The sequence below is a fragment of the Actinosynnema sp. NPDC004786 genome (genome assembly GCF_053601135.1).
The window spans coordinates 1-24,828 of the sequence record NZ_JBSGBG010000069.1; the positions used below are offsets into that span (position 1 = coordinate 1).

The 24,828-nt window shown below is 74.5% G+C and carries 19 protein-coding genes; 15 read left to right on the top strand and 4 right to left on the bottom strand.

Annotation, left to right across the window (positions count from 1 at the left end; genetic code table 11):
- Positions 1-3,998 (bottom strand): type I polyketide synthase (locus tag ACWEFJ_RS36590; RefSeq protein ID WP_449716571.1); only part of this gene is annotated, 3,998 nt, incomplete at its 3' end.
- A gap of 429 nt (positions 3,999-4,427) precedes the next feature.
- Here ACWEFJ_RS36590 and ACWEFJ_RS36595 point away from each other — a divergent pair.
- The 3 genes from ACWEFJ_RS36595 to ACWEFJ_RS36605 all read left to right on the top strand — a co-directional run bounded on the left by ACWEFJ_RS36595 (position 4,428) and on the right by ACWEFJ_RS36605 (position 6,492).
- Positions 4,428-5,342, top strand: a complete 915-nt coding sequence (locus tag ACWEFJ_RS36595; protein ID WP_449716572.1) for a hypothetical protein — start codon at positions 4,428-4,430, stop codon at positions 5,340-5,342.
- Positions 5,343-5,356: 14 nt separating this feature from the next.
- Positions 5,357-5,821 (top strand): hypothetical protein, encoded by a 465-nt coding sequence (locus ACWEFJ_RS36600; RefSeq protein ID WP_378096425.1) that lies wholly within the window; start codon positions 5,357-5,359, stop codon positions 5,819-5,821.
- 122 nt (positions 5,822-5,943) lie between these two features.
- Positions 5,944-6,492: a carboxymuconolactone decarboxylase family protein gene (locus ACWEFJ_RS36605; RefSeq protein ID WP_449716573.1), complete on the top strand. Its 549-nt coding sequence runs from the start codon at positions 5,944-5,946 to the stop codon at positions 6,490-6,492.
- Here ACWEFJ_RS36605 and ACWEFJ_RS36610 read toward each other — a convergent pair.
- On the bottom strand, positions 6,474-7,877 hold the full coding sequence (locus tag ACWEFJ_RS36610) for an amino acid permease (protein WP_449716574.1): 1,404 nt from the start codon (positions 7,875-7,877) through the stop codon (positions 6,474-6,476). The genes ACWEFJ_RS36605 and ACWEFJ_RS36610 overlap by 19 nt on opposite strands.
- A gap of 114 nt (positions 7,878-7,991) precedes the next feature.
- On the bottom strand, positions 7,992-9,113 hold the full coding sequence (locus ACWEFJ_RS36615) for an NAD(P)/FAD-dependent oxidoreductase (protein ID WP_449716575.1): 1,122 nt from the start codon (positions 9,111-9,113) through the stop codon (positions 7,992-7,994).
- Between the two features lie 309 nt (positions 9,114-9,422).
- Between ACWEFJ_RS36615 and ACWEFJ_RS36620 the strand changes: the two genes are divergently transcribed.
- The 4 genes from ACWEFJ_RS36620 to ACWEFJ_RS36635 all read left to right on the top strand — a co-directional run bounded on the left by ACWEFJ_RS36620 (position 9,423) and on the right by ACWEFJ_RS36635 (position 17,877).
- A complete protein-coding gene (locus ACWEFJ_RS36620; RefSeq protein ID WP_449716591.1) occupies positions 9,423-10,586 on the top strand; it encodes a glycoside hydrolase family 3 N-terminal domain-containing protein in 1,164 nt (387 codons plus the stop codon).
- Positions 10,587-10,643: 57 nt separating this feature from the next.
- The gene (locus ACWEFJ_RS36625) at positions 10,644-11,408 is read left to right on the top strand and encodes an SGNH/GDSL hydrolase family protein (protein ID WP_378093713.1); all 765 of its coding nucleotides are present in this window, start codon (positions 10,644-10,646) and stop codon (positions 11,406-11,408) included.
- Between the two features lie 75 nt (positions 11,409-11,483).
- Entirely contained in the window at positions 11,484-16,733 is a 5,250-nt protein-coding gene (locus tag ACWEFJ_RS36630) for an NACHT domain-containing protein (RefSeq protein ID WP_449716576.1), read from the top strand.
- 55 nt (positions 16,734-16,788) lie between these two features.
- Positions 16,789-17,877 carry a hypothetical protein gene (locus ACWEFJ_RS36635; protein WP_449716577.1) on the top strand — a complete coding sequence of 363 codons (1,089 nt, stop codon included), beginning with the start codon at positions 16,789-16,791 and terminating at the stop codon, positions 17,875-17,877.
- Between the two features lie 3 nt (positions 17,878-17,880).
- Here the strand turns inward: ACWEFJ_RS36635 and ACWEFJ_RS36640 are convergent, their stop codons facing one another.
- Positions 17,881-18,720, bottom strand: coding sequence for a hypothetical protein (locus tag ACWEFJ_RS36640; RefSeq protein ID WP_449716578.1), 840 nt, complete (start codon positions 18,718-18,720; stop codon positions 17,881-17,883).
- Positions 18,721-18,852: 132 nt separating this feature from the next.
- On the opposite strand from ACWEFJ_RS36640, the gene ACWEFJ_RS36645 reads away from it, so the two are divergent.
- From ACWEFJ_RS36645 to ACWEFJ_RS36680, 8 genes are all read left to right on the top strand, one after another.
- Entirely contained in the window at positions 18,853-19,353 is a 501-nt protein-coding gene (locus ACWEFJ_RS36645; RefSeq protein WP_449716579.1) for a DUF1772 domain-containing protein, read from the top strand.
- Entirely contained in the window at positions 19,350-19,775 is a 426-nt protein-coding gene (locus tag ACWEFJ_RS36650; protein WP_449716580.1) for a hypothetical protein, read from the top strand. Before ACWEFJ_RS36645 ends, ACWEFJ_RS36650 begins: the two co-directional genes overlap by 4 nt.
- Positions 19,776-19,789: 14 nt before the next feature.
- Entirely contained in the window at positions 19,790-20,905 is a 1,116-nt protein-coding gene (locus ACWEFJ_RS36655) for a sensor histidine kinase (protein ID WP_449716581.1), read from the top strand.
- Entirely contained in the window at positions 20,902-21,561 is a 660-nt protein-coding gene (locus ACWEFJ_RS36660; protein ID WP_449716582.1) for a response regulator transcription factor, read from the top strand. Before ACWEFJ_RS36655 ends, ACWEFJ_RS36660 begins: the two co-directional genes overlap by 4 nt.
- Positions 21,562-21,654: 93 nt before the next feature.
- On the top strand, positions 21,655-22,440 hold the full coding sequence (locus ACWEFJ_RS36665) for a hypothetical protein (protein ID WP_449716583.1): 786 nt from the start codon (positions 21,655-21,657) through the stop codon (positions 22,438-22,440).
- 62 nt (positions 22,441-22,502) lie between these two features.
- Entirely contained in the window at positions 22,503-22,964 is a 462-nt protein-coding gene (locus tag ACWEFJ_RS36670) for an SRPBCC family protein (protein WP_378093733.1), read from the top strand.
- A gap of 90 nt (positions 22,965-23,054) precedes the next feature.
- Positions 23,055-23,816, top strand: coding sequence for a glucose 1-dehydrogenase (locus ACWEFJ_RS36675; protein ID WP_449716584.1), 762 nt, complete (start codon positions 23,055-23,057; stop codon positions 23,814-23,816).
- Positions 23,817-23,992: 176 nt separating this feature from the next.
- The gene (locus tag ACWEFJ_RS36680) at positions 23,993-24,826 is read left to right on the top strand and encodes a vWA domain-containing protein (RefSeq protein ID WP_378093737.1); all 834 of its coding nucleotides are present in this window, start codon (positions 23,993-23,995) and stop codon (positions 24,824-24,826) included.
- The last annotated feature ends 2 nt before the right edge of the window (positions 24,827-24,828 follow it).

The following is a 24,828-nucleotide window of genomic DNA, read 5'->3' on the forward strand; positions in this document are numbered from 1 at the left end:
CCCAACGTCGTACCCGTGCCGTGCGCCTCCACCACGTCCACATCGGACGGCCGCAACCCCGCATTCGCCAACGCCTGACGAATCACCCGCTCCTGAGAAGGACCATTCGGCGCGGTCAACCCGTTCGACGCACCGTCCTGGTTGACCGCGCTGCCCCGCACCACGGCGAGGACGCGGTGGCCGTTGCGGCGCGCGTCCGACAGGCGCTCCAGCAGCACCAGACCCGCGCCCTCGCTCCAGCTCGTGCCGTCCGCGGACGCCGAGAACGGCTTGCTGCGGCCGTCCGGGGCGAGGCCGCGCTGGCGGGAGAACTCGGTGAAGATGACCGGGGTGGCCATGACCGTGACGCCGCCCGCCAGCGCCAGGTCGCACTCCCCCGCCCGCAGCGCCTGCGCCGCGACGTGCAGGGCGACCAGGGACGACGAGCACGCCGTGTCGATCGACAGCGCGGGTCCGCGCAAGCCCAGGTGGTAGGCGACGCGGCCCGAGGTCACGCTGGTCGCCGTGCCGGTGACGAGGTAGCCCTCGACGTCCTCGGGCACCGGTGTGCCGACCGCGTACCCGGACGACCAGATGCCGGTGAACACGCCGGTGCGGCTGCCGTGCAGCGAGGTGGGGTCGATGCCCGCGTGCTCGAACGTCTCCCACGCCGTCTCCAGCACCAGGCGTTGCTGCGGGTCCATCGCCAGGGCTTCGCGGGGCGAGATGCCGAAGAACGCCGCGTCGAAGCCGCCGGCGTCGGCCAGGAACCCGCCCCGGCCGACGGCGCTGGTGCCGCCGCTGCGCAGCTCGGGGTCGTACAGCCGGGCCAGGTCCCAGCCCCGGTCGGTCGGGAAGTCGCCGATCGCGTCCCCCTCGGTGGTGACCAGCCGCCACAGGTCGTCCGGGGACGCCACACCACCGGGGAACCGGCAGCCCATGCCGACGATGACGATCGGGTCGTCGTCCACCGCCGTGACGGCGTCCGGGACGTCCGCGGTGCCGTCGCGCAGGTGGGCCACCAGTTGGGCGGGGGTCGGGTGGTCGTAGATCAGGCCGGACGACAGCCGCAGGCCGAGCGCGCTGTTGATGCGGTCGCGCAGCGCGACGCCCATCACCGAGTCGAAGCCCAGGTCCTTGAAGGTGAGGGTCGGGTCGATGTCGGTGACGTCGTCGTGCCCGAGGACGGCCGCGATGGCGGCGGTGACCTGGTCGGCCGGGTCGGCGGACGGCTCGACCGACGGCAGGTCGGGCGCGACGTCGCCCAGCCAGTGCCGCCGGCGTTGGAACGTGTAGGTGGGCAGGTCGACCGGGCGGGTCCCGGGCGGGAACGCGGTGGTGAGGTCGACGTGGCCGCCCGCGACGAAGACCCGGCCCACCGCCGCCAGGAACTCGTCCCGGCCGCCGTGGTCGCGGCGCAGGGTGCCGGTGACCAGGGTGCGGGGTGCCACCGCGGGCACGAGCACGGGGTGCGGGCTCACCTCGACCAGCACGTCGTGGCCGTCGTCGGCGAGCGCGGCCGCGGCCAGGTCGAAGCGGACGGGCTCGCGGAGGTTGCGGTACCAGTACCCGGCGTCGAGGCCGGCGGTGTCGAGCGGGCCGCCGGTCACCGCCGAGTAGAACGGCACGTCCGCCGACCGCGGGCGCACGTCGGCGAGGTCGTCGAGCAGCCGTCGCCGAATGGCCGACACCTGCGCCGAATGGGCGGCATAATCCACCGGAATGGGGCGCGCCCGGATGCCGTCCGCCGCGCAGGCCGCCGAAAGCTCGGCCAGCGCGGCGGGTGGGCCGGACACCACGACGGAGTCCGGCGCATTCACGGCGGCAACGGTCAACAAGCCATTCCACCGCGTCAGGAATTGCTCGGCTTCGGCAAACGGAAGTGTGACGGAAGTCATTCCGCCTTGACCGGCCAATGTGGTGAGGGCCCGGCTGCGCAATGCGACGACGCGGGCCGCGTCGGCCAACGACAAAGCACCCGCCACGTGGGCGGCGGCGATTTCGCCCTGGGAATGGCCGACGACCGCGTCCGGCTCGACGCCGAAGGAGCGCCACAGCGCGGCCAACGACACCATCACGGCGAACAGCGCGGGCTGCACCACGTCGACCCGGTCCAGCGCGCCGCCGCGCAGGACGTCGACCAGCGACCAGTCGGTGTGGGGCGCGAGGGCGGCGGCGCAGGCGTCCACGCCGGCCCGGAACACCGGTTCGGCCGCGTACAACTCCCGGCCCATGCCGATCCACTGCGCGCCCTGGCCGGGGAAGACGAACGCCGTCCGGCCCGGTTCGGCGGCCCGGCCGGTCACGACGTGCGGGCCGGGCCGGCCTTCGGCCAGGGCGGTGAGCGCGTCGGTCGGCGGATCGCCGAGGATGACGGCGCGGTGGGTGAAGTGGGTGCGCGTGGTCGCCAGCGCGTGCCCGACCTCGGCCGCGGTCGCGTCGGGGTGGGCGGCGAGGTGGTCGCGCAGCCGCCCGGCCTGCGCGCGCAGGGCCTGCTCGGTCTTGCCGGACAGCACCCACGGCACCGGCACCCGCCCGCCCGACCCTCGCTCAGCCGATCCCGGCTCGGCCGATGCTCGCTCGGCCAATGCCGGCTTTGCCGATGCCGGTTCGGCCGATCCCGGCTCGGCCAATGCCGGTTCGGCCGACTCCTGCTCGGCCAATCCCGGTTCGGCGAGTCGCTGCCCGGCCGGCCTCGGCTCGCCCGGTCCCCGCTCGATCAGTCCGGGCTCGGCCGGTCGCGGTTGCGGTGCGGGGTCCGGCGCGGGTCCGGGCTGTGGTGGTTCGGCGATGACGACGTGCGCGTTCGTGCCGCCCATGCCGAACGCCGACACGCCCGCGATCAGCGGCCGGTCCGCGCGGGGCCACGGGGTCAGCGCCGTCTGGACCCGCAGCTTCAGGTCGGCGAACGGGATGGCGGGGTTCGGCGTGACGTGGTTCAGGCTGGGCGGCAGGGCGCGGTGGCGGATCGCGAGCACGGCCTTCAGCAGGCCGACCACGCCCGCCGCGCCCTCCAGGTGGCCGACGTTGGTCTTGGCCGAGCCGACCAGCAGCTCGGTGGCGCGGCCGGCGTGCGCCGCGCCGAGGCCGGCCGCCTCGACCGGGTCGCCCACCGGGGTGCCGGTGCCGTGCAGCTCGACGTACTGCACGTCGTCCGCGCGCACGTCCGCGCGGCTCATCGCGTCCCGGACGACCCGCGCCTGCGCCTCCGCGCTCGGCACGGTGAGGCTGCGCGTGGGGCCGTCGTTGTTCACCGCGCTGCCGAGGATCACCGCGTGCACCGGGTCGCCGTCGGCGAGCGCCCGGTCCAGCGGCTTGAGCACGAGCACCGCGCCGCCCTCGCCGCGGGCGAACCCGTTGGCCCGCGCGTCGAACGTGTGGCTGCGCCCGTCCGGGGACAGACCGCCGAACTCGACCGCGCTCGCCTCCCGCCCCGCGCCGAGGTTGAGGTTCACCCCGCCCACCAGGGCGATCGACGACTCGCCGCGCCGCAGGCTCGCCACCGCCAGGTGCACCGCGACCAGCGCGGACGACTGCGCCGCGTCCACGGTCAGGCTGGGCCCGCCCGCGCCGAGGAAGTGCGACACCCGGTTGGCGATCACGCCCCGGTTCGTGCCGGTCATGGTGTGCGGGGTGACGGGCGCGCGGTGGCTGAGGGCCGTGTAGTCGTCCCACGTCGCGCCGATGAACACGCCGGCGCCGCCGACGGCGGGGGTGTCGGGGACGATCCGCGCGTCCTCCAGCGCCTCCCACGCCAGTTCCAGCACGAGCCGCTGCTGGGGGTCCATCGAGGCCGCTTCGCGGGGCGACACGCCGAAGAACGCCGCGTCGAAGCCGTCCACCGCGTCGAGGAACCCGGCCGGCAGCGAGCCCTCACGACCGGGCGGCGGGGCGGTGATCGCGTCCCGGCCGTCGCGCAGCAGCCGCCAGAACGCGGCCGGGTCGGGGGCCTGCGGCAACCGGCAGGACATTCCGACGATCGCGATCGGGACGTCTCCGCGCACCATTTCCCCGGCCATGGGGTCACCTTCTTCCGCTCACGAGAATTCGAGTCGGTTCCCGGACGAAAGCAATGCGGCCCACGACCGCCGCGCCGTCGAGCGCCGTTCCACTTGACGGGGAAAGAACATCCCGAACGTACCTCGGCTAAGTGCTGTCCGGCTACCGGCGAATGCTGTTTCCCGCAGCACGCATCGGGTTTCCGATCGTGCCACTGGCACCGGGGACGTGATTCGGCTTCAATGCCGCCACTCCGACACGCGCGTGAGCACCACCGGTGCTGGTATCCGCGATGCCGGTATTGGCGGTGACGCGATCGCCCCGGACCGCCCTTTCCCGGCGGGGATCGGCGCGGGGCGCAGGACAGCAGCATGGAAGTTGTCCGGCCGGCGCGCCGACCAGGACATTGGGTCGACCGGAGTCGCCGCGACCGCAACGGGGGAACGCCCATGACCCAGGCCCGGCCCGTCATCGGGACCGACCGCACCACCGGACGTGGACGGCTGATCGTCGGCAGCGTGGTCGTCGGCGTGCTGCTGTCCGTGCTGTGGTCCTACGAGTTCGTGGACCACGTGATCGGCGCGAACGTGGCGAACGCGCTGCTCGGCGAGGAGGCCGCGACGGCGTCGATCGCGGGCACCGCCGCCGGGCTGGTGTTCGCGTTCGTGTCGGGCCTCGCCGGCACGTTCACGGCCTGCAACATCGCCATGGCCGCCTCGATCGGGCCGATGAGCCAGGCGGGCGGCGCGTCCCGGCCGGGGACGCTCGGCTCGCTGCTGCGCCCGTTGGGGTTCTTCACCGCGGGCATGGTCGGGGTGTCGGCGGCCTACGGCGCGGTCGGCGTGCTGATCGGGCCGGACCTGCCCCAGCTGTCCAGCGCGATGGTCGGCACGATGCCGGTGCGCCTGGTGCAGTCGGCGATCGTGTTCGGCGTGGTCGGCCTGGCCATGGCCTACCTGGGGCTGGCGGCCCTCGGCGTGCTGCCCGACCTGTTCCGGGACCGGCCGGTCGCGCGCGTGGTGGTGCTCGGCGCGCTCGTGGGCGCGTTCCTCATCGGTCGGCCCTACCCCATGTTCATCAAGCTGTTCCGCTCCGCGGTGGAGTCCGGCAACCCGCTGTTCGGCGCGGGCACGTTCGTCCTCCAGTCCATCGGCAACGTCCTGCTCGTCACCGTCGTGTTCGCGGCGCTGGCCCTGGGCACCAGGGGCCGGTTCCTGCGGTGGTTCAGCGCCAACGGCCGCCGTTCGGCGGTGGTCAGCGCGGCGCTGCTCATCGCGCTCGGCGTGTTCCTGCTCGTGTACTGGGACGTCCGCGTCCCGTCGCTCTTCGGGGTCGGCTGGTTCCCGACCATGCCTTACAACTGACAAAGGAGCTGAACGTGACCGCGACACTCACCGCCTCGACGTCCACGAGGTCCGACTCGCCCGTCCGCGACGGGGCGACGGCCGGTCTCGCCGGCGGCCTCGTGTTCGGCCTGCTGATGGCCGGGGTCGACATGCTGCCCATGGTCGGCATGCTGATCGGCGTGGAGAACGCCTTCGTCGGCTTCCTCGTCCACATGGTCATCTCGGCCCTCGCCGGCGCGCTGTTCGGCCTGCTCACCCGCAACTTCCGCCTCGTGCCGCCGGTCTACGCCGCCAGCCTGGTCTACGGCGCGGCGCTGTGGGTGGTCGGCGCGCTGGTCGTCATGCCGCTGTGGTTGAGCGTGACGGCCGACCCGATGATGGGCGACATGGTGTTCGTGGTCGGCGGGGCCCAGTGGGTCAGCCTGTTCGGCCACGTGGTCGGCTTCGGCCTGACCACCGGCGCGGTGCTGCTGGCGCTGCGCGGCCACGCCCGGTGACGACCACGCCCGGTCCCGCCGCACCCCTGGCGGCGGGACCGGGCCGCCCACTGCGGGATCACGCAGTGCGGCCGTTCACCGACCACCCCCCGAGCGGTCGGTGAACGGCTAGCGTGACCGCCATGGCGCACATCGACCTCGGCTTGGACGAGACCCACTTCCCCGGCATCACCGGCCTGATGCGGTTCCGACCGGAGACCGCGAAACCGCTCAACGAGCTGGCCGAAGTCCTGCTCCGCGCGCCGCACTCGCTGCCGCCCGGCGAGCGCGAGCTGATCGCGTCCTACGTGTCGGCGTTGAACGAGTGCACGTTCTGCCACAACTCGCACTCCGCGTTCGCCGCCGCCCAGCTGGACGAGGGCATGGCCCTGGTGCACCAGGTGAAGGCCGACCTGGACGGCGCGCCGGTGTCGGAGAAGCTGCGGGCGCTGCTGCGGATCGCCGCCGCCGTTCAGGACTCGGGCCGCAAGGTCACCGCCGAGCTGGTGGACCGGGCCCGCGCGGAGGGCGCGACCGACGTCGAGATCCACGACACCGTGCTGATCGCGGCCGCGTTCTGCATGTTCAACCGGTACGTCGACGGCCTGGGCACGTTCGCGCCGACCGACCCGGCGGCCTACGACGCGTCCGCCAAACGCATCGTCGAGCAGGGCTACACCGCGTCCGGCTGAGCCGTCGCGGCCTCCCGCCGGCCGGTCCGGCGACGCCTGACCAGCGGGTACGACAGCAGCACCAGCGCCACGAACGGCACCCCGACCTGCCACGCCGGGCCGAACGCCTCGGTGAACGCCGTCGCCACCACCACCAGCACGACGTAGAGCAGGCTCAACACCGTGGTCACCGGCGCGCCGGGCAGCCGGACCGGCGACGGCGGCAGGCCCCGGCGTGCCCGCCGGAACGCCAGGTGGCTCACGAAGATCAGCATCCAGGCCACCATGCCGCTGAACATCGCGATGCCGAGCAGCACCGGGAACGCCGCGTCCGGGGACAGCGCCGCCGCCACCGCCGCGCCGGCCAGGCCCGCGGTCGAGGCCAGCACGGCCCGCACCGGGCTGCCCCGTCGGCTCACCGCCGCGAGCGCCGGCGGCGCGTACCGGTCCAGCGCCAGCGAGTGCACCGTGCGCGACGCGAGGTACAGGGTGGTGTTGGCGGCGGACAACGCGGCGGTGAGGATCACGAGGTTCATCAGGCCCGCGGCGGCGGGGACGCCGATCGACGCGAACAGCGTCACGAACGGGCTCTCCGCGACCCCGTCGACCGCCGCGGCCTCCGTCCACGGCACGATCGCCACGATGATCCCGGTCGCCAGCACGTAGAACAGCGCCAGCCGCAGCACCACCCGCCGGGCTGCGCGCGGGATGTCCCGGCCGGGGCTGCGGGACTCGGCGGCGGTCATCGCCACCGACTCCACGCCGCCGTAGCTGAACGTCGCCACGGTGACCGCGAGCAGCACGCCCACCAGCCCGTTGGGCGCGAACCCGCCGTGACCGGTCCACGCCGACAGGCCCACCGCGTCCTGCCCCGGCAGCCCGAACACCACGTACAGCACGCCGAGCACCAGGAACACGACCAGGGCCGTCACCTTGACCATGGCGAACCAGTACTCGACCTCGCCGAACAGCCGCACGGCGGCGAAGTTGACGGCCACGATCGCCACGGCGAACACGCACACCGACGCCCACAGCGGCACCTGCGGCCACCAGTAGCGGACGTAGAGCCCGGCCGCGACGACCTCGCCGCCGACCGTGATCACCTGGGTGGCCCAGTAGCACCACCGCTGCACGTACCCGACCATCGGCCCGGCGTACCGCGCGCCGACCGCGCCGAACCCGCCCGCCTCGGGGTGCACCACCACCATCTCGGACACCGCGTACGCCACGCCGACCGCCGCCAGCGCCCCGACCAGGTAGACGAGCACGACCGCCGGGCCGGCCATCGAGATCGCCAGGCCGGAGCCGAGGAACAGGCCGGTGCCGATGGCGCCGCCCAGCGAGATCATGCCGATCTGGCGGCTCGTCAGCCGGCGGAGCAGCCCGCCGTTCGCGTCGTCCGCCAAGGCCGTCCTCCGGGGTCGCATCCGTCCGCGCGGGCAGCGCGACAGTGCCAGGCCGGGCCCGGGCACGCCATCACCGGGCACGCGGCCACTACGGCCGACCGAAGCCGACCGTCCTCAGTGGACGGCGGTCAGGCGCTCGAACCGGAACGGGGCCAGGGCGTCGCCCCGGTCCTCCCCCAGCGCCTCCGCGGCGACCAGGTCGCCCGCGTGCAGGCACAGCGTCGCGCCGCTGTGCGAGACGGCGAAGTGGAAGTTGGGCAGCGCGGCCACCCGGCCCAGCACCGGCAGGCCGTCGTCGGGGATGGGGCGCTCGCCCACCCGCACGCCCTCCACCGCCGCCGCGCGCAGGCCGGGGTAGAGGGCGCGGCCCGCCGCCAGCACGTCCTCGACGGCGGTCGGGTCCACGTCGATCCGGCCGTCGTCCGACACCCGTGCCGCGCCGTCGGTGTCGGGCGTGTGCAGCAGCAGCCGTCCCGCGCCGTCCGGGCGGAGGTGGACGTCGGGCGCGTGGACGACCCGTGCCGCCGCCACCGCGACCGGGGAGGTGTGGACGAGCACGCCGCGGGTGTTGCGCATCGGCAGCGCCAACCCGGCCAGCCCGGCGATCCGGGCCGCCCGCGGACCGGCGCAGTCGACCACCGCGTCCACGGCGATCCGCCGCCCGGACGCGAGCCGCACGGCCCGCACGGTGTCGCCGGTCACGTCCAGGCCGGTCACCGCGTCGTCGTGGACCACCTCGGCGTCACGGGACACCGCCGTCGCCAGGAGGTGGCCGATCAGCGGGACGGGCTCGACCCAGCCCTCGCGGGGGAAGTAGGCGATGCCGCCGTCCGGCAGCGCGGCCGGGTCCAGGTCGGGTTCCAGCGCCAGCGCCTCGTCCCGGCTCAACCACCGCGCCTCGTAACCGTAGTCCAGGACGCCCGCGACCTTGGCGCGCAGCGCGTCCCGCGCGCCTGCCGCCGCGGCCCACTCCAGGTTCCCGGTCTCGTGGTACCAGCCGCCGTGCGGCACGTCGGCCGCCAACCGGCGGTGCGCCTCCATGCCCGCGACGTTGAAGTCGTGGTACGAGCGCGGTTGCTTGCCGCACGAGTTGGTCCACGAGAACGTCGCGCCGGACGTGCCGCCGCCGGGCGCGCCCGCGTCCACCACGGTCACCCGCGCGCCGCGGCGCGCCAACGAGGCGGCCACCGCCGCGCCGTAGACGCCCGCGCCGACGACCACGACGTGCGCCACCATGCCGACCCGCCTTCCACGACCCGTGAAAGCACCCCACCGCGACGATAGCCGTCCCGGGCCGCGCGCGAGGGAGGCGGAACACGGTCATCACCGCCCGAATCGGACAACGGATACCCTGTCGGTGATGTCCTGCGACGAGAAACGTGCACACGTCCCCCGTTCCGGCGCGGTTGCGGTCGCGCGCGACCGCTCGCACGATGGCCGGGCGGTCCGCCGACCGGGCGGGCACGGGAACGCGGTGTGACCGCGGGACGAGGGAACCGACCGGAAGTGAAGCGCAGGGGTGGCCGCAAGGCCGGCACGTCCACGATGTTGCTGTTCGTGGCGCTCGGCGCGCTGCTCGCCGGGTCGTTCGCCGTGGTGACCTCCGCGCCGGGCGACCGGTCGAGCACACCGGCGGCCCTGCGGACCCCGTCGCACGCGCCGTCGTCGTCCTCCGCCGCGCCGTCGTCCACCGAGGTGCCGCGGCCCACCCCGGACCCGGACCCGTGCGCGGCGCGGATCGCCGCGCTGCCGCTGCGCGCCCGGCTGGCCCAGCTCCTGGTCGTCGGCGTGGACCCGCGCGGACCGGCCGACGCGCTGGCCGTGGTCCAGGGCGAGCAGGTGGGCGGGATCTTCATCGGCGGCGACGACGTGGGCCTGCTCACCGCCGGCGCGCTGGCCCCCGTGCACGCCGCCGCCGCGTTGCCGCTGACCGTGGCCGTGGACGACGAGGGCGGGCGGGTGCAGCGGCTCGACGCGCTCGACGGGTCGCTGCCCAGCGCCCGGCGGATGGCCGCCGACATGTCGCCGGACCAGGTCCGGGCCGTGGCCCGGGGACGGGGCGTCGCGCTGCGGGAACGCGGCGTGACCACGGACCTCGCCCCCGTGCTGGACACCAGCGGCCAGCCCGACCGCACGGTCATCGGCGACCGGTCGTTCAGCGCGGACCCGAACACCGCCGTCGACTACGCGCTGGCGTTCGCCGAGGGGCTGCACGAGGCGGGCGTCACGCCGGTGGTCAAGCACTTCCCCGGCCACGGCAACACCAGCGGCGACTCCCACCTGGGCGCGGTCACCTCTCCCCCGCTCGACGTGCTGCGCGGCACGGACCTGGTCCCGTACCGGCACCTGCCGCGGTTCGGCGACGTCGTGGTGATGCTCGGGCACATCGAGGTGCCCGGCCTCACGGGCGGGCTGCCCGCCACGCTGAGCCCGGACGCCTACGCGCTGCTGCGCGGCGAGTTCGGCTTCACCGGCCCGGCGATGACCGACGACCTCGGCGCGATGCGCGCGGTGACGGACCGGGCGAGCCTGCCCGACGCGGTCACCCAGGCGCTCGCCGCCGGCGCGGACATCGCGCTGTGGTCGTCGGGCGGCCGGGTGCGGGAGGTGCTCGACCACCTGGAGGGCGCGGTCGCCTCGGGCGCGCTGCCCGCCCCGCGCGTGGACGAGGCCACCCGCCGCGTCCTGCGCGCGAAGCAGGTGTGCTGAGTCACTTCGCGGCGCCTCCTATGCTGGGCGACGACGTCACGGCGGGAGGCATCGGCAGTGCGATTCGTGGCCATCGGCGACAGCTTCACCGAAGGGGTCGGCGACGAGCGCCCCGACGGCACACCCCGGGGATGGGCGGACCTGGTCGCGGCGGGCCTCGCCACCGCGCTCGGCGAGACGGTCCGGTACGCCAACCTGGCGGTCCGGGGCCGGCTGATGGAGCCGATCGCGACCACCCAGCTCGACGCGGCGCTGGCCCTGTCCCCCGCGCCCACGCTCGTCACGCTCAACGGCGGCGGCAACGACATGATGCGGCCCGGCGTGGACCTGAAGCGGTTGGTCGAGCTGACCGAACGCGCCATCCTGCGGTGCGCGGCGGCCGGCGTGCGGCTGGTGCTGCTCAGCGGCGCCGACCCGTCGCAACGGCTGCCGTTCGGCCGCATGATCCACCGCCGCGGCGTGGTGCTGACCGCGGCGATCGCCGAACTGGCCCGCCGGCACGACGTGCTGCTGGTGGACGCGTTCAACGACGTCGAGGTCCGCCGGCCCGAGTACTGGTCGCCGGACCGGCTGCACCTGAACGCCGCCGGCCACCAGCGGGTCGCGTCGCTGGTCCTCAACGCGCTCGGGCACACCACCGAGGCGCACGCCGTCGACCCCGCACCCGCCGCCCGGCGCAGCCTGCTCGTCGAGGCGAGGTACTACCGCGAGCACGTCCTGCCCTGGGTGAACCGCCGCCTGCGGGGCATCTCGTCCGGCGACGACGCGACCGGCAAGCACCCGGACTGGGTGCCGGTGGAAGCCGCCCGTCCCCTGGTCTGAGCCGCCCGCCACTCACCGGCCCTCGGGCGCACGCTGTGACATCATGCGTTCACCGCGAGCGAAATGAGGTCGGGGTTGGAGAAGCGCGCTGCGTCCGCCACCAACCGGATCGACGGTGACGTGCCGGGAGCCGCCGTGCTGGCGGGGACCATCAACGGCGACGTGCACATCACGGTGACCGGCGCGCCCGCCGCGCAAGCGCCTCCGACTCCCCTTCCCGCAGGGTGGTCCGACCTGCCGGAACTGCCCGCGCCGGTCCGGTTCCTGATGCGGGCCCAGGTGGACGCCGCACGCGAGATGCCCTACCGGCTGCCCGGCGCGCGCCGGCCGTCGCTGGCGACCGTGCACGTCCGCCAGGACCTCGGCAGCGGCTCCGACGAGCCACCGCCCGAGCAGCCCCAGCCGGTGCCCATCGTGGACCGCCGGGGCCAGGTCGTGGAGCCACCCAGCCCGCCGATCACCCGATTAGCGGTGCGCCCGCCCACCCGGACGGTGTGGGAGGCGCTGAACCGCGACGACCACGTGGTGGTCACCGGCGGTCCCGGCCAGGGCAAGTCGACGCTGTCGCTGCGGCTTGCCGCCGACGTGGCCGAGCGGTGGCTGACCCGCGACGGCGACCCGGTGTCCCTGGCCGAGCAGGTGGTGCCGCTGCGGCTGACGGCCAGGGAGCTGGCCGAACGGCTCGGCCGGCCGTTCCCGGAAGCGGTCGCGGAGAGCGCCGGCGAGGAGTACGGCGCGCTGCTCGCCTCTCCCCTGGAGCAGCGCACGGTGGAGGGGCGGATCGCGGGCTGCCGCTGGCTGCTCCTGGTGGACGGCCTGGACGAGGTCGCCGACACCACCAAGCGCGACCGGCTGGTGACCGTGCTGGCCGCGTGGACCGCGGACCCCTCCTCGCCCTACCGGGTCGTGGTCACCACCAGACCGATCGAGGGCGCGGCGCTCGCCCCGTTGCAGCGCATCGGCGCCGCCCGCTACGAGCTGCAACCGTTCGACCAGCACGCGCTGCGGCAGTTCGCCCGCAACTGGTTCCGCGACCACGACCGCGCCTACCGGTTCGTGCGCCAGGTCCGCGCCGCCCACCTGGACGAGCTGGCACGCGTGCCGCTGCTGGCGACGATCGCCGCGATCATCTTCGACCAGCCGGGCCACCGCCCCCTGCCGGACAACCGGTACGAGCTGTACGAGGCGTACCTGAAGTACCTGCGCACCGCGCACCACGCCGAGCCGGGGCCGTTCGACCCGGTGCGCGACGCACTGCTGGAACACCTCGGCCACGTGCGGCTGGAAGCCGACACGTCGCTGGTCGTCGCCGCGCAGGACTGGGCCGCGCGGCACCTGCCCCACCTCACCGGCACCTGGCCGGAGGACCTGGTCGCGTACCTCGCCGCGGTCGGGCCGCTCACCCGGCGCGGCGACGACCTGCGGTTCCTGCACCACAGCTTTGCCGAACACCTCGCCGCCACGGCCAAGGCCCGGCTGCTGCCGGAGCGCTTCGACCCCGCGCACGCCGACTTCGCGGGCCTCCTGCACGCCGCCCGCGCCGAGGACCGGGGCCGCCACGCGCGCGCCGTGCTGCTGCACCACAGCCGGCTGCACCCGGCCGAAGCCGGCCGGCTGCTCGAACACCTGCACTCCGGCGGCGCGGACCGACACCTCCTGGCCGCCCGCCTCCTGGCCCGACACCTGCCCACCGGGGCCGCCGCCGTGGACGCGTTCCTGACCACCGTGCGGGCGTGGGCGATGACCACCCAGCACCCGGCCTTGAAGATCCTCTCCGAGACCAGCCGCGCCGCCCACCACCCCGGCACCGCCGCGTGGCTGCTCGACCTGATGCGGGCCGAGGACGCGCCCTGGCCGTCCCGCGTCGAGGCAGCCTCCGCGCTGGCCACCCGGCTCCGGGGTGCGGAGGCACCCGACGCGGTGCGGCTGCTGCGCCGCGCCGTGAACGACCCGGCCATCCCGGTGGAGCACCGACTCACCGCCGCCGAAGCGCTGACCGAGTGCGGCCCGGAAGGCCATCGCGCCTCCCAGGAGGGCCTCCGGGCCGTCCTCGCGTCACCCTCGGCCACGGCGGAGCAACTCCGCAACGCCGCCGTCGTGCTGGCCACGTTCGACGGCGAGTCCCGCGACCACGCCGTCGCCGCGCTGACGGCCATCCTGGACGATCCCGATGCCCGCGACCACGCCCGGGTCCACGCAGCCACAGGTCTGATCGAGATCGACATCGAGCACCACGAGCGCGGTGCCGAGGTGTTCCGTGAGGTCCTGCGCACCCGCACCGACTTCTCCGCCGGGTTGCGCGACGCGGCGGTGGGCCTCGGTTCCCTGGGACCGCACCACGCCGGTGAGGCCGTGACCGCCCTGACCCGGCTGATCTCCGACCGCCGCCTGCCGATCGGCGACCGGATCTCGGCCGTGGAAGCGCTCTCGGAACTGGGCCCGCAACACCGCGTGACGGCCGTCGACCACCTCGTCGCGCTGTCCCGGGCGTTCGGGGTCACCGCGTACCTGCGGACGCGCATCGCCCGTTCGCTCGCCGACATGGGTGCACAGCAGCAGGCGTTGGACCTGCTCCGGGCGGTCCTCGCCGACTGGACCACCGACGCCAACGGCCGGCGCTGGGCCGGGCAGGCACTCGCCGACCTGGGTCCGGAGCACCGGGACGAGGCCGCCGCCGCGCTGCGCGACGTGGTCACTCACCCGAGCGCCTCCGTCCCGACCACCGTGCAGGCGTTCGGCAACCTGGCGGCGTTGGGCGAGCCGTACCCCGTGGAGTCGCTGCGCGCGGTGCTCGCGGACCGCTCGATCGACCCTTCGTTCCGCGTCAACGCGGGGTTCGAGCTGATCGGGCTGGGCCCGGAGTTCCACCGCGAGGTGACCCGGCACCTCACGGAGATCGCCACTCGGCACGCCGACCCCGAGGGGCGGATGACGGCGTGGCGAGCGCTGCGGCGACTGGGCACCGACCTCCGCGAACGGGCGTCCGAGGCCATGCTGGCGCTGGTCAGGCCGGAGCAGGCCCCGCTGTGGGCCTCCCACCGGGACTACCCGGTGTTCAACCAGTTCGACGTCGTGGACCCGGACGCGTTCGCCGAAGCGATGACCGCGGTGCTGCACGACCCCGCGTGGGACGGCCAAGCGCGGATCAACGCGGTGAGGAACCTCATCGCGTTGGGGAGCCGGCGCGTCCGCCGCAGGATGGCGGACGAGGTCGTCCGCCTCGTCGGAGCACCCGAGACACCGGATTCCGAGTTGCCCCGGCTGGCGGCGGAGGCGGGCAAGCTCGGCAGTGGTTCACGCGCGCAGGTCGTGGCCGCGTTGCGGGCTGTGGCGATGGGCCCCCGGGCAACGGCTTCGACCGTGTGCCAGGTGGCCAAGGCCATGGAGAACGTGGACCACTGGGCGGACACCGCAGTGGTGGCGCGCTTGAGGGACATCGTCGCCGACGAGCTCCTGCCTCTGCCCGATCGCCGTGACGCCGCGCTGGCACTGGCCCGCGCGACACCGGACGCGATCGAGTCCGCTGTCGCCGTGGTGATGCGTGAAGGCGCGGACGGCACGTTCGGCTGGGAGTCGCGGATCCGCTCGCTGGCCGCACTGGGCGCGGACGTCGCACCCGCACTCCGCAGTTACCTGGCAGACGCGGACAGCCGCCAGGACAAGCGACTCGTCGCAGCTTCCGCGTTGGTGGAGCTGCGCCCCGACCTGCGGGAGGAAGCGCTCGCGGAGATCCGGCAGCAGGGCACCGACGAATACCTGGACCACGACAACCGGATCGACGCGGTGACACGGCTCGCCGAGCACGACCCGACCACCGTGGCCGCGGCGATCGCCTTCCAGGAGGAAACGCTCGCCGACGAGTCGCTCCCGGTCTTCAGCCGCGTCGAAGCCGCGACCAAGCTCGGGCCGCTCGACCCCGCGCTGATCGAGAAGGCGCTGGCCGCCCTGCGAAGGTTCACCACGAGCACCGAGTTCACCACGGACGAACGCACCTTGGCCGTCACGTGGTCGGTGCACGGGTTCCCGTCCCGCGGTCCGGAAGTGCGCCAGGCGGTGTCGGTCCTCCTCCACGATCCCGCAACCCGGCCGATCTACCATCGGTGGCTGGCATCGTTCCTGCCGGGTAAGAGCCGAGTCGATGCCGAACGCGAACTCCTGCTCGACCGCACCGCATCGCCCGACGAACGGGTCGGTGGGATCTCCGAGTGGCAGCAGTCGGCTCTGGCCGCCGATGCGGTCGCGATGTTGCGTGACGTCATGGCCGCCGTCGAGACCAGGCCCGCCGACCGGGTCAGGGCGGCCGAGGCGCTCGGTGCGCTGTCGCCGCGCTCACGACCGGAAGCGATCGCCGTGTTGGAGCGGCTGGCCGACGACCCGGCCCTCGCCTACAACACCCGTCGGGGCCTTCTGCGCTTGGCGCCGCTGAGCCGCCCTGGACCACTGGCCGAGGACTACGCGGTTGCCCTCGACACCGGCCGGCCTCGGGATGAGCGCAACTCCGCCGTCAGTCGGATCCTCGGCCTCACCGGTGACACGCCCGATTCGTTGATCCCGGTTCTGCGCGACCTGGTGGACGACGACCGGACGTCCGACGCGGACCGGGTGAAGCTGCTCTACGCCCTGCGGAGGTCGCACGGGCTGCAGCGGCTGCGCGATCTGCGTGACGACGAGCGGACCCGTCCCGCGACCCGATGGGCGGCGGCGGTCAGGCTTCGAGCGCATGCCGTGGACGATCGCGCCGTGGGTCTTCGAGTCCTGCACCGCATCGCCACCGATCCCGCGTGCCGACCGACCTTGCGGTGGCGGGTGGCCAAGGACCTGTTCGACTTCGGCGGGCCGGGTCGTGACGCGGGCGCCACCTGTCTGTGGGAGATCGCCACCGACGAGGCGATGCCGGCGCTCGTCCGCGTCCACGCCGCCGGTGCGCTCGGCCTGAAGCGTCCGGACCTGCGGACCGAGGTGGTGGAGCAGCTGAGGCGGCTCGCCGACGCCGAGAAGCCGCTGGTTCGTTTCCAGGTGCTCGACGCCGTCGGCGCGTTCGACCCGGTCGAAGGCGCGATCCGGCTGCTGGGGTTGGCGCGCGACCGCACGCCCGGCCCGGGGGTACGGCTGCGTGCCGCGTCCGCCGCCGCGCAGCACCGCCGGGACCGGAGGGAAGCTGCCGCCGTGGTCGCCAGGGAGATCGCCCACGACCCAGAGGCGCCGCGCCACGTCCGCGTCAAGGCGGCACGCGCCCTGGCACGGTGGAGCGACCTGTGCCGACCCGAGGCGCAAGGCTTGCTGCGCGACCTCGGCGTGGTCGCCCCGGTCGTGGGCGGGCGGTGAGGGTTGTCGGTGGGCTTCGCCATGATCTCGGCGACGGGTCGAGGGAGGGGCGGGCGTGCGGACGTTGACGAGTGGTGCGGCCTGGGTGCACTACGGGCAGATCTACGTGGAGAGCGGGGATGAGTCGCCCGGGATGGCCGAGTGCTTCGGCGGTCAGGTCAACGGGTTGTGCGGTGGCGCGGTTCCCGGCGTGCTGTTCCTGGTGACCGGCCTGCACACGGGCGAGGTCGACTTCGCGGTGGAGTTGCACGACGTGCCGCCGCCGGTGGGCGACGCGTGGGAGGAGGTGGTGGAGGTGTCCTTCCGGCCGTCCGGGCCCGCGGCGCTGGTGGCGTGGGCGGGCGAGGAGTCGTGGCCGTTGGAGTTGGCGCCGGTCGACTACCGGGTTCGTTACTGCGCCACGGGCATGGACGAGGCCCGTGAGGACCACGAGCCCTCACGCGAGCGCTACGTCCTCCAGTTCTGGCCCGCGCCGCCCGAACCGGACCGGGTGGTGAAGGTGACCGGCGAGCACGCCGCCTACTGGCACCGGTTCGCCCGCGAGCAGCCACCGCCGCCCACGCCGGAGGAGAAGGCCGAGGCCGAGCGCCGGGCGCGGGAGGAGCGGGAACGGGCCGCGGCGGAGTCCCGGTTGCGGGCCGAGGAACGCGAGTGGGGCGGTCGGCTGCCGGTCGCACGGCTCCGGGAGCTGCGCGGCGCCGCGCTCGACCTGGCACCGCTGGACCGGCCGTTGGTGGACGCGCTGGCCGAAGTCGGACCGGACGCGCAGCGCGCGGTGGCCCGGTGGGCGGCCAGGCGCGCGTACGTCGAGGCGCAGCTGGCCGACATCGACTGGATCGCGCCCGCGCTGGCCGCCATGGACCGCGGCGAGCCGCTGCCCCCGCCGTTCGACGACGACCGCCGGCTTTGGGACCGGTTGCTCGCCGACGAACGGGTGCCCCACACGCTGGTGACCACGCCGGACGGCCGGCACGACGACTTCCTCCAGCAGGCCATGGCGCTCCCGGCGATCTTCACGACGCGGGAGCGGGACCCGTTGCGGGCGGCGTTGGACGCGGTCTGGACGGCCGTCGGCGCCTTCGGCCGCGGCCGGCACGGGCTGTTGTTCGCCGAGCTGCGACGGGCGTTCCCGGTCCTGGCGTGAGCGTCACCCGGCCGTGTCACGGCCGTGGTCGCGGAGCCGGAGGGCGGCGTCGAGTTCGGCGAACAGCGCGGTCGGGGCGGCGAGCCCGACCCGGTCGGCGATCACCGGCCACAGGCGGCGGCCCAGCTCCAGGGCCGCGCGCAGCGCCCCGACCAGCTCGCGCGGCGACGCGGCGGAGGTGGCCGCCCGCAGCCGGGCCACCGTGTCCGCCGACAGCTCCCGCTCGGCCCCGCGCGACGGGGTCAGCCAGTGCGCGGTGGACCTCTCGGCCAGTCGTGCCATCCACAGCAGGTGCCGCTGGGCGTGCCCGAGGGCGTCCCACGCCCGCAGGTCCTCACCTCGCGCCGCCAGGTGGTGCGCCAGCACCAGCCAGTTGGCGAAGGGGTCGCAGTACCGCGCGACGGCCTCGGGGCTGTCGACCGGCGGCACGGGCCGCTCGGGCAGGCCGCGCAGCACCGGGGCCAGCGCTCCCCGGCGGTCCACCAGCAGCATCCGCTCGACCGGGGCGCCGCGCGCCGGCCACCGCGCCACGTCGGCGATCTCGTCCACGGTCGCGAAGTGGAACTCGCCGCGCACCAGGCCGGGGAAGAACGCCACGTACGAGCCGAACTCGTTGACCAGGCCGTAGCTGACCGGCGCGATGCCCGAGCACCACGACCGCGGGTCGATCCCGGCCCGCCTGCGCGGGGTGAAGAACAGCCAGAACTCGATGTCGCTGTGCTCGTCCGCCTCCCCGGCGGCGAACGAGCCGTACATGAGGGCGGCGTCCAACCCCTCGTCGTCCGCGCACACGTCGCGGACACGCGCGATCAGTTCTTCCTGGAACAGCACGCGAAGACTCAAGCACATCACGTACGTTCATTTGCGTACGCGGGACCAGCGCGCAGGTCGATGCCCCGGCACCCCTCCCCCACCTAGCGTGGAGCGCATCGACGCCCCTCCCGGGGCGGTTCCCCGTTCACCTGCGGAGTTCCCGTGCGCCTACACGCCCTGTCCCGGATCGTCACCACCCTGTACGCCTGGGTGGCCATGGTCGCCTTCGGCGGCATCCTGGTCGAGACGATCGTCATCTACCCCAACGTGTTCCACGACCCGCCCGCGTCGCTCGCCCGCGCGGTCGGGTTCTTCGAGGTCACGGGGCCGGCCGACCTGTTCCCGCCGATGGGCGCGCTGACCGTGGCGCTGGCCGTCGCGAGCGCGGCCCTGCTGTGGCGGGTCCGGCCGGCACGGCCGTGGGTGCTGGCGAGCCTGGCGTCGCTGGTCGTCGGCGAGTTCCTGTTCTCCGTGCTCTACTTCTGGCCCCGCAACGAGATCATGTTCACCGAGGGCATCGCGGTGCACTCGGCCGAGGTGCTGCGTCGCACGGCCGTGGAGTTCGAGACCGGGCACTGGGCGCGGTTGGCCGTGAGCGGTCTGACGGCGGTGCTCGCGTTCACCGCCCACCAGCGGTCCCGCCGGGCCGAGGCGCCGGCGTGAGCCGCCGCACGGGGCTGCCCGCGACGTGGCTGTGGACGCCGGCCCTGCTCGGCGTGCCGCGCGTGGTCGCGCACGACCTGCGGTTGGTCGGGCCGGCGGTCAACGCGGTGCTGGTGTTCGCGCCGCTCGTGATCTGGGTGGCCGTGGCGCTGTGGCGACGGGTGCCGAACCCGTTCGTGACCCTGCTGGCGGTCGGGGTCTGCCACGGCGTGCTGCTCGCGGCGACGCACCAGCTGCTGTGGACTCAGGCTCTCGCCGACGTGCCGCCCCCGGTGTTCGGGGAGGCGGTGTTGCGGATCGCCGCCGCGCTGAGCAGCCTGGTCACCGGCACGGCGGTCGGCGCGGCCGCGGGCGTCGTCGCGTGGCTGGTCGCCCGACTGGTGCCCGCGTTCCGCACGCGCCGGCGAGAGGAGGGGTCCTGACCGACGGGCGGCAGGTGGCGGCCGACATCGCGCTCGCCGTGCTCGTGGTGGTCGTGGTCGGCGCGACCATCGCCGCGAACATCGGCGACACGTCCCCGCCCGACCCCGTGGCCTACGCGTTGGCCGTGGTGCTCGGCGGGTTGATGCTCGTGCGGCGGCGGTGGCCGGTCGGCACGCTGCTGGCCACGACCGGTGTGCTGCTGGCCTACTACACGACGTCGTTCCCGCCGGTGGGCCTGGCGGTGCCGGTCGCGGCGGCCCTGTACTCGGCCGCCGAACGGGGACGGGTGCGGTGGGCGGTCGGCGTGTCGGTGGCGCTGCTGGTGGTCTCGACCGCCGCCCGCGCGCGGGAGGGCGACGACCTGGCCTACCTGCTGGGGTACGAGTTCGTCGGCTCCGCGGCGCTCATGGCCAGCGTCATCGCGCTGGGCGACGCCGTGCGGTCGCGGCGCGGCTGGCGGGCCGAGGTGCGGCGGCAGGCGCGGGCGGCGGAGCTGGAGCGCGAGCGCGAGGCCGCCCGGCGGGTCGAGCGGGAACGGGTGCGCGTGGCGCGCGACCTGCACGACCTGCTGGCCCACACGGTGTCGGTGATCTCGCTGCACGCCGACGTGGCCCGCGAGGCCCTGGAGGACGACCCGGACACCGCCCGCCGCTCGTTGGCCGCCGTCCGCGCCGCGTGCGGCGACGTCGTCCGCGAGCTGCGGGCCACCGTACGCGCGCTGCGGGCGTCCGACGACCGCGCGCCCGTGCCGGGGCTCGACCGGCTGGACGACCTGGTCGCCTCGACCCGCGCCGCCGGGTTGGACGTGCGGGTGGAGGTCACCGGGTCGCGCGTGCCGCTGCCCGCCGTGGCCGACGCCGCCGCCTACCGCGTCGTGCAGGAGTCGTTGAGCAACGTGCTGCGGCACGCCGACGCCCGCGTCGTCCACATAGGATTGCGCTACTCCGGGGACGGGCTGCGGTTGACCGTCCGCGACGACGGGCGCGGACCGGACGGGGAGGGCGCCGGTTGGGGGATCATCGGCATGCGTGAACGGCTCGCGCTGCTCGGCGGCACGCTGCGCACCCAGGCCCCGCCCGGCGGCGGCTTCCTGGTCGAGGCCGAGTTCCCGCCGGTGGAGGCGTCGTGATCCGGGTCGTGCTGGTGGACGACCAGCCGCTGGTCCGGGAGGGCCTGCGCGCGCTGCTGGACCGCGCCGAGGACATCACCGTGGTGGGCGCGGCGGCCGACGCCTCGGCCGGGGTGGCGCTCGTGCGGCGGGAACGGCCGGACGTCGTGCTGATGGACATCCGCATGCCCGGCGGCGACGGCATCGAGGCCACCCGGCGCATCGTGGCCGAGCCCGGGCTGCGGCACGTCCACGTCGTCGTGCTGACCACGTTCGACACCGACGAGCACCTGTTGGACGCCGTGCGCGCCGGCGCGGCGGGGTTCCTGCTCAAGGACACCTCGCCCGACGACCTGCGCGCCGCGGTCCGGGTCGTGGCGGGCGGCGACGCCCTGCTGTCCCCCGCCGTGACCCGACGGGTGATGCGCGCGGCGGCGGCCGGTCCCGCGCCGCGTGCCGCCGACCGGCTCGCCGCGCTGACCCCGCGCGAACGGGAGGTGCTGGCCGAGGTCGGCACGGGCCGGTCGAACGCGGAGATCGCGGAACGGCTCGTCATCAGCACGGCGACCGCCCGCACGCACGTCGGCCGGCTGCTGGCCAAGCTGGGCGCCCGCGACCGCGCCCAACTCGTCGTCCTCGCCTACGAGACGGGCCTGGTCTCGGCCGGGCGGTCCTGAACCCGACGATCCCGAACCCGGCGACCTCGGCACCCGCCGGCGCGCCTGTGGTGCCACAGTGGACGGTGGAGGCCACCCCGGAGGGAGGTGCCGATGAAGGGCCGCACGACCGCCGTGGTCGCCGTCTGCGCCGCCGCCGTCCTCGCGGCGGGCGTCATCGTCTGGCGGCCCCGGTCCGAACCACCCCCGCCGGACACGCCCGCCGAGCCCACCGTACGGGTGAACGTCACCGTCAGCGACCACGACACCGACCGCGGCTGGTTCCTGATGGCCCCGCAGGAGGTGGCCGACCGGACGCCGCCCGCGGACGTCGTGGACTGCCGGGGCCTGCACGCGTGGGCGTTGCGCGAGGGCGCGCTGCCCGTCGGCGACGCCGCGCACACGATCACGCTGTCGGCCGACCGCCGCACCACGATCGAGAGCACGTACGTGCGGATCGTCCCCGACCCCACGCCCTACCCCGGCGACGACCGCGCGGCTGCGCCGGTCGTCCGGCTCCGCTGCCTGCCCGAGCCGGCCGCGACACCGCCGCTGACCAGGCCCGACCGGGTCGACTTCGCGGTGAACGGCGACGCCGCGCCGCGCACGTTCCCCGAGCGGCACGAGGTGGGGCCGGGCGAGGACGCCCGGTTCGACGTCGTGGTGGACCTGACGGGCACGACCGGCCCGTTCGCCTACCGGGTCGAGGTCGGCGTGGTGGAGGGCGGCGGGTTCCGCATGGTCCCGGTGAACGACGGCGACGACGTCTTCTTCGCCACCGAGGACGGCGGCGGCATGGGCTACCGGCCCGCGACCACCACGTGGACGATGCACCCCGTCCGCACCCGGACCGCGTGCCCGCCGATGACCGACCCCGGCCCGGAGGTCACGTGCTCCTGACGGCCCGCGGAGGACACGACTGCCGGATTGTCGGCCGTCCCGACCGGGTGGAACCATGCGCCATGACTGCGCTGCCGAAGTACTCGGTCTACCACTCCGCCGTCCTCGACGCCGACGCCGACGAGGTCTGGGCGCAGGTCCGGGACATGATGGTGCTCCTCGACATCGTCTTCGGCGACGGCATCGAGAACGCCCGCTGGACCCACCGGGGCTCGGTCGGGAAGGTGCCCTCGCGGTTCGGGTTCACCCTCCTGCCGGGACACGACCCGGCGGACGAGGAGGTCGTGGGCCGGTCCGAGCCGGACCGGTCGCTGACCTACCGCTCGGTCGGGCAGGTGCTGTTCATCGTCGACTACCTGGCCACCTACCGGGTCCGGCCGGTGACCAGCGAGCCGGGCCGCAGCTTCCTCGACTGGCGGCGCGAGTTCCGCGTGGTGCCCGACGCGCCGGCCGGGTTCGTGGCCGACCTGGAAGCCCTCTTCGCGCGGGAGATCGCGAACGTGAAGGCGCACTTCGCGGCGTAAGGGCCTCGATCCGACACCAACGGGTGATGTCGCCACCCCCAAGTTGGATCTTGCTGGCCGCGGCGCGCGTCGGTCGGCACGCTCGACCGCATGGAGCACAACCCTTCCCGATTCGACGGCCGGATCGCGCTCGTCACCGGCGGCACGAGCGGCATCGGGCTGGCGACCGCGCGGCGGTTGCTGGCCGAGGGCGCGCACGTGGTCGTCACCGGGCGCGACAAGGCCCGGCTGGACGTCGCCGTCGAGGTCCTGGGCGGCGGCGACCGGGTCCTGGCCCTGCGCGGCGACGTGGCGAGCGCGGCCGACCTCGACGCGGTGGCCGAGGCGGTCCACGACCGGCACGGGCGGCTCGACGTGGTGTTCGCCAACGCGGGCGTCGCGTCGTTCCAGCCGGGCGGCGAGGTCACCGAGGCGGAGTTCGACCACCTGGTCGAGATCAACTTCAAGGGCGTCTTCTTCACCGTCCAGAAGGCGCTCCCGCTGCTGTCCGACGGCGCGGCGATCGTGCTCAACGCGTCGTGGACCGCGCACCGCGGCATGGCCGGCGCGGCCCTCTACTCGGCGACGAAGGCGGCGGTGCGCAACCTGGCGCGCACCCTCGCCGCCGAGCTGGCCCCGCGCGGCATCCGGGTCAACTCGGTCAGCCCCGGCTACATCGAGACGCCGATGTACCACGCGCACGTGGCCGCCGACGCGCGTGACCGGATCGTCGCCACGGTCGCCGCGGGCCGCCTGGGCACGGCCGAGGACGTCGCCGACGCGGTCGCGTTCCTGGCCTCCGGCGAGGCGTCCTACGTCAACGGGCAGGACCTGGTCGTCGACGGCGGCCTGGTGACCGCGATGGTGGGGTGACCCCGGGCGCGGCTCGCCGGGCCGGATCCCCCTGCCGCTCAACAGGTCACCGACGTGGGTGGACGTCCGGCGTCGGAGCCGACCGACACCCAGGGTGATCCGTCACCGCCGATCGGGGTGAGGCTAACCTTCCGGGTGATCCACCTGCCGTCCCTGGGGAGAGGCGGACACCCTCCGTGAGCTACGCAGCCGAGATCAGCCGTGCCAACCCGTCCTGCTTCGTGTTCCTGGTCGACCAGTCGGCCTCGATGAACGACCCGATCGGCGGCGCGCACCGGCGCAAGGCGGACGTGGTCGCCGACGCGCTCAACCGGCTGCTGGCCGAGCTGAGCGTGAAGTGCGCGAAGGAGGAGGGCGTCCGCGACTACTTCCACGTCGCCGTCATCGGCTACGGGCACGCGGTCGGCTCGGCGTTCACCGGGCCGCTCGCGGGCCGCGAGCTGGTGCCGCTCAGCCAGGTCGCGGACCAGCCCGCGCGGGTCGAGAAGCGGGTCAAGGAGGTGCCCGACGGCGCGGGCGGGGTGGTGGAGACGATCACCCGCTTCCCCGTCTGGGTCGACCCGGTCGCCCACGGCCCGACGCCGATGTGCCGGGCGCTGGCCACCGCCGAGTCGCTGGTGGCGGACTGGGTCACCCGGCACCCGGACAGCTTCCCGCCGATCGTGCTCAACCTGACCGACGGCGACTCCACGGACGGCGACCCGGCCGGCGCGGCGTGGGCGGTGCAGACGCACGTGACCGCCGACGGCGCGGCGCTGCTGTTCAACCTGCACGTCTCGGCCACCACCGCGGTCCCGGTGACGTTCCCGGACACCGACGCCGACCTGCCCGACGCCTACGCGCGCACCCTGTTCGGCATGTCCAGCCCCCTGCCGCCGCACATGCGCTTCTACGCGATGCAGCAGGGCATCACGGCGGGCGACCGCACGCGCGGGTTCGTCTACAACGCCGACATCACCTCGCTCGTGCAGTTCCTGGACATCGGGACGCGGGCCACGGACCTGCGCTGAGC

What these genes read in the sequence shown, in the direction of transcription:
- ACWEFJ_RS36675 (WP_449716584.1), top strand. Translation starts at nt 23,055, where the DNA reads ATGGAGCACAACCCTTCCCGATTCGACGGCCGGATCGCGCTCGTCACC.
- ACWEFJ_RS36605 (WP_449716573.1), top strand. Translation starts at nt 5,944, where the DNA reads ATGGCGCACATCGACCTCGGCTTGGACGAGACCCACTTCCCCGGCATC.
- ACWEFJ_RS36595 (WP_449716572.1), top strand. Translation starts at nt 4,428, where the DNA reads ATGACCCAGGCCCGGCCCGTCATCGGGACCGACCGCACCACCGGACGT.
- ACWEFJ_RS36615 (WP_449716575.1), bottom strand. Translation starts at nt 9,113, where the DNA reads ATGGTGGCGCACGTCGTGGTCGTCGGCGCGGGCGTCTACGGCGCGGCG.
- ACWEFJ_RS36670 (WP_378093733.1), top strand. Translation starts at nt 22,503, where the DNA reads ATGACTGCGCTGCCGAAGTACTCGGTCTACCACTCCGCCGTCCTCGAC.
- ACWEFJ_RS36665 (WP_449716583.1), top strand. Translation starts at nt 21,655, where the DNA reads ATGAAGGGCCGCACGACCGCCGTGGTCGCCGTCTGCGCCGCCGCCGTC.
- ACWEFJ_RS36620 (WP_449716591.1), top strand. Translation starts at nt 9,423, where the DNA reads ATGTTGCTGTTCGTGGCGCTCGGCGCGCTGCTCGCCGGGTCGTTCGCC.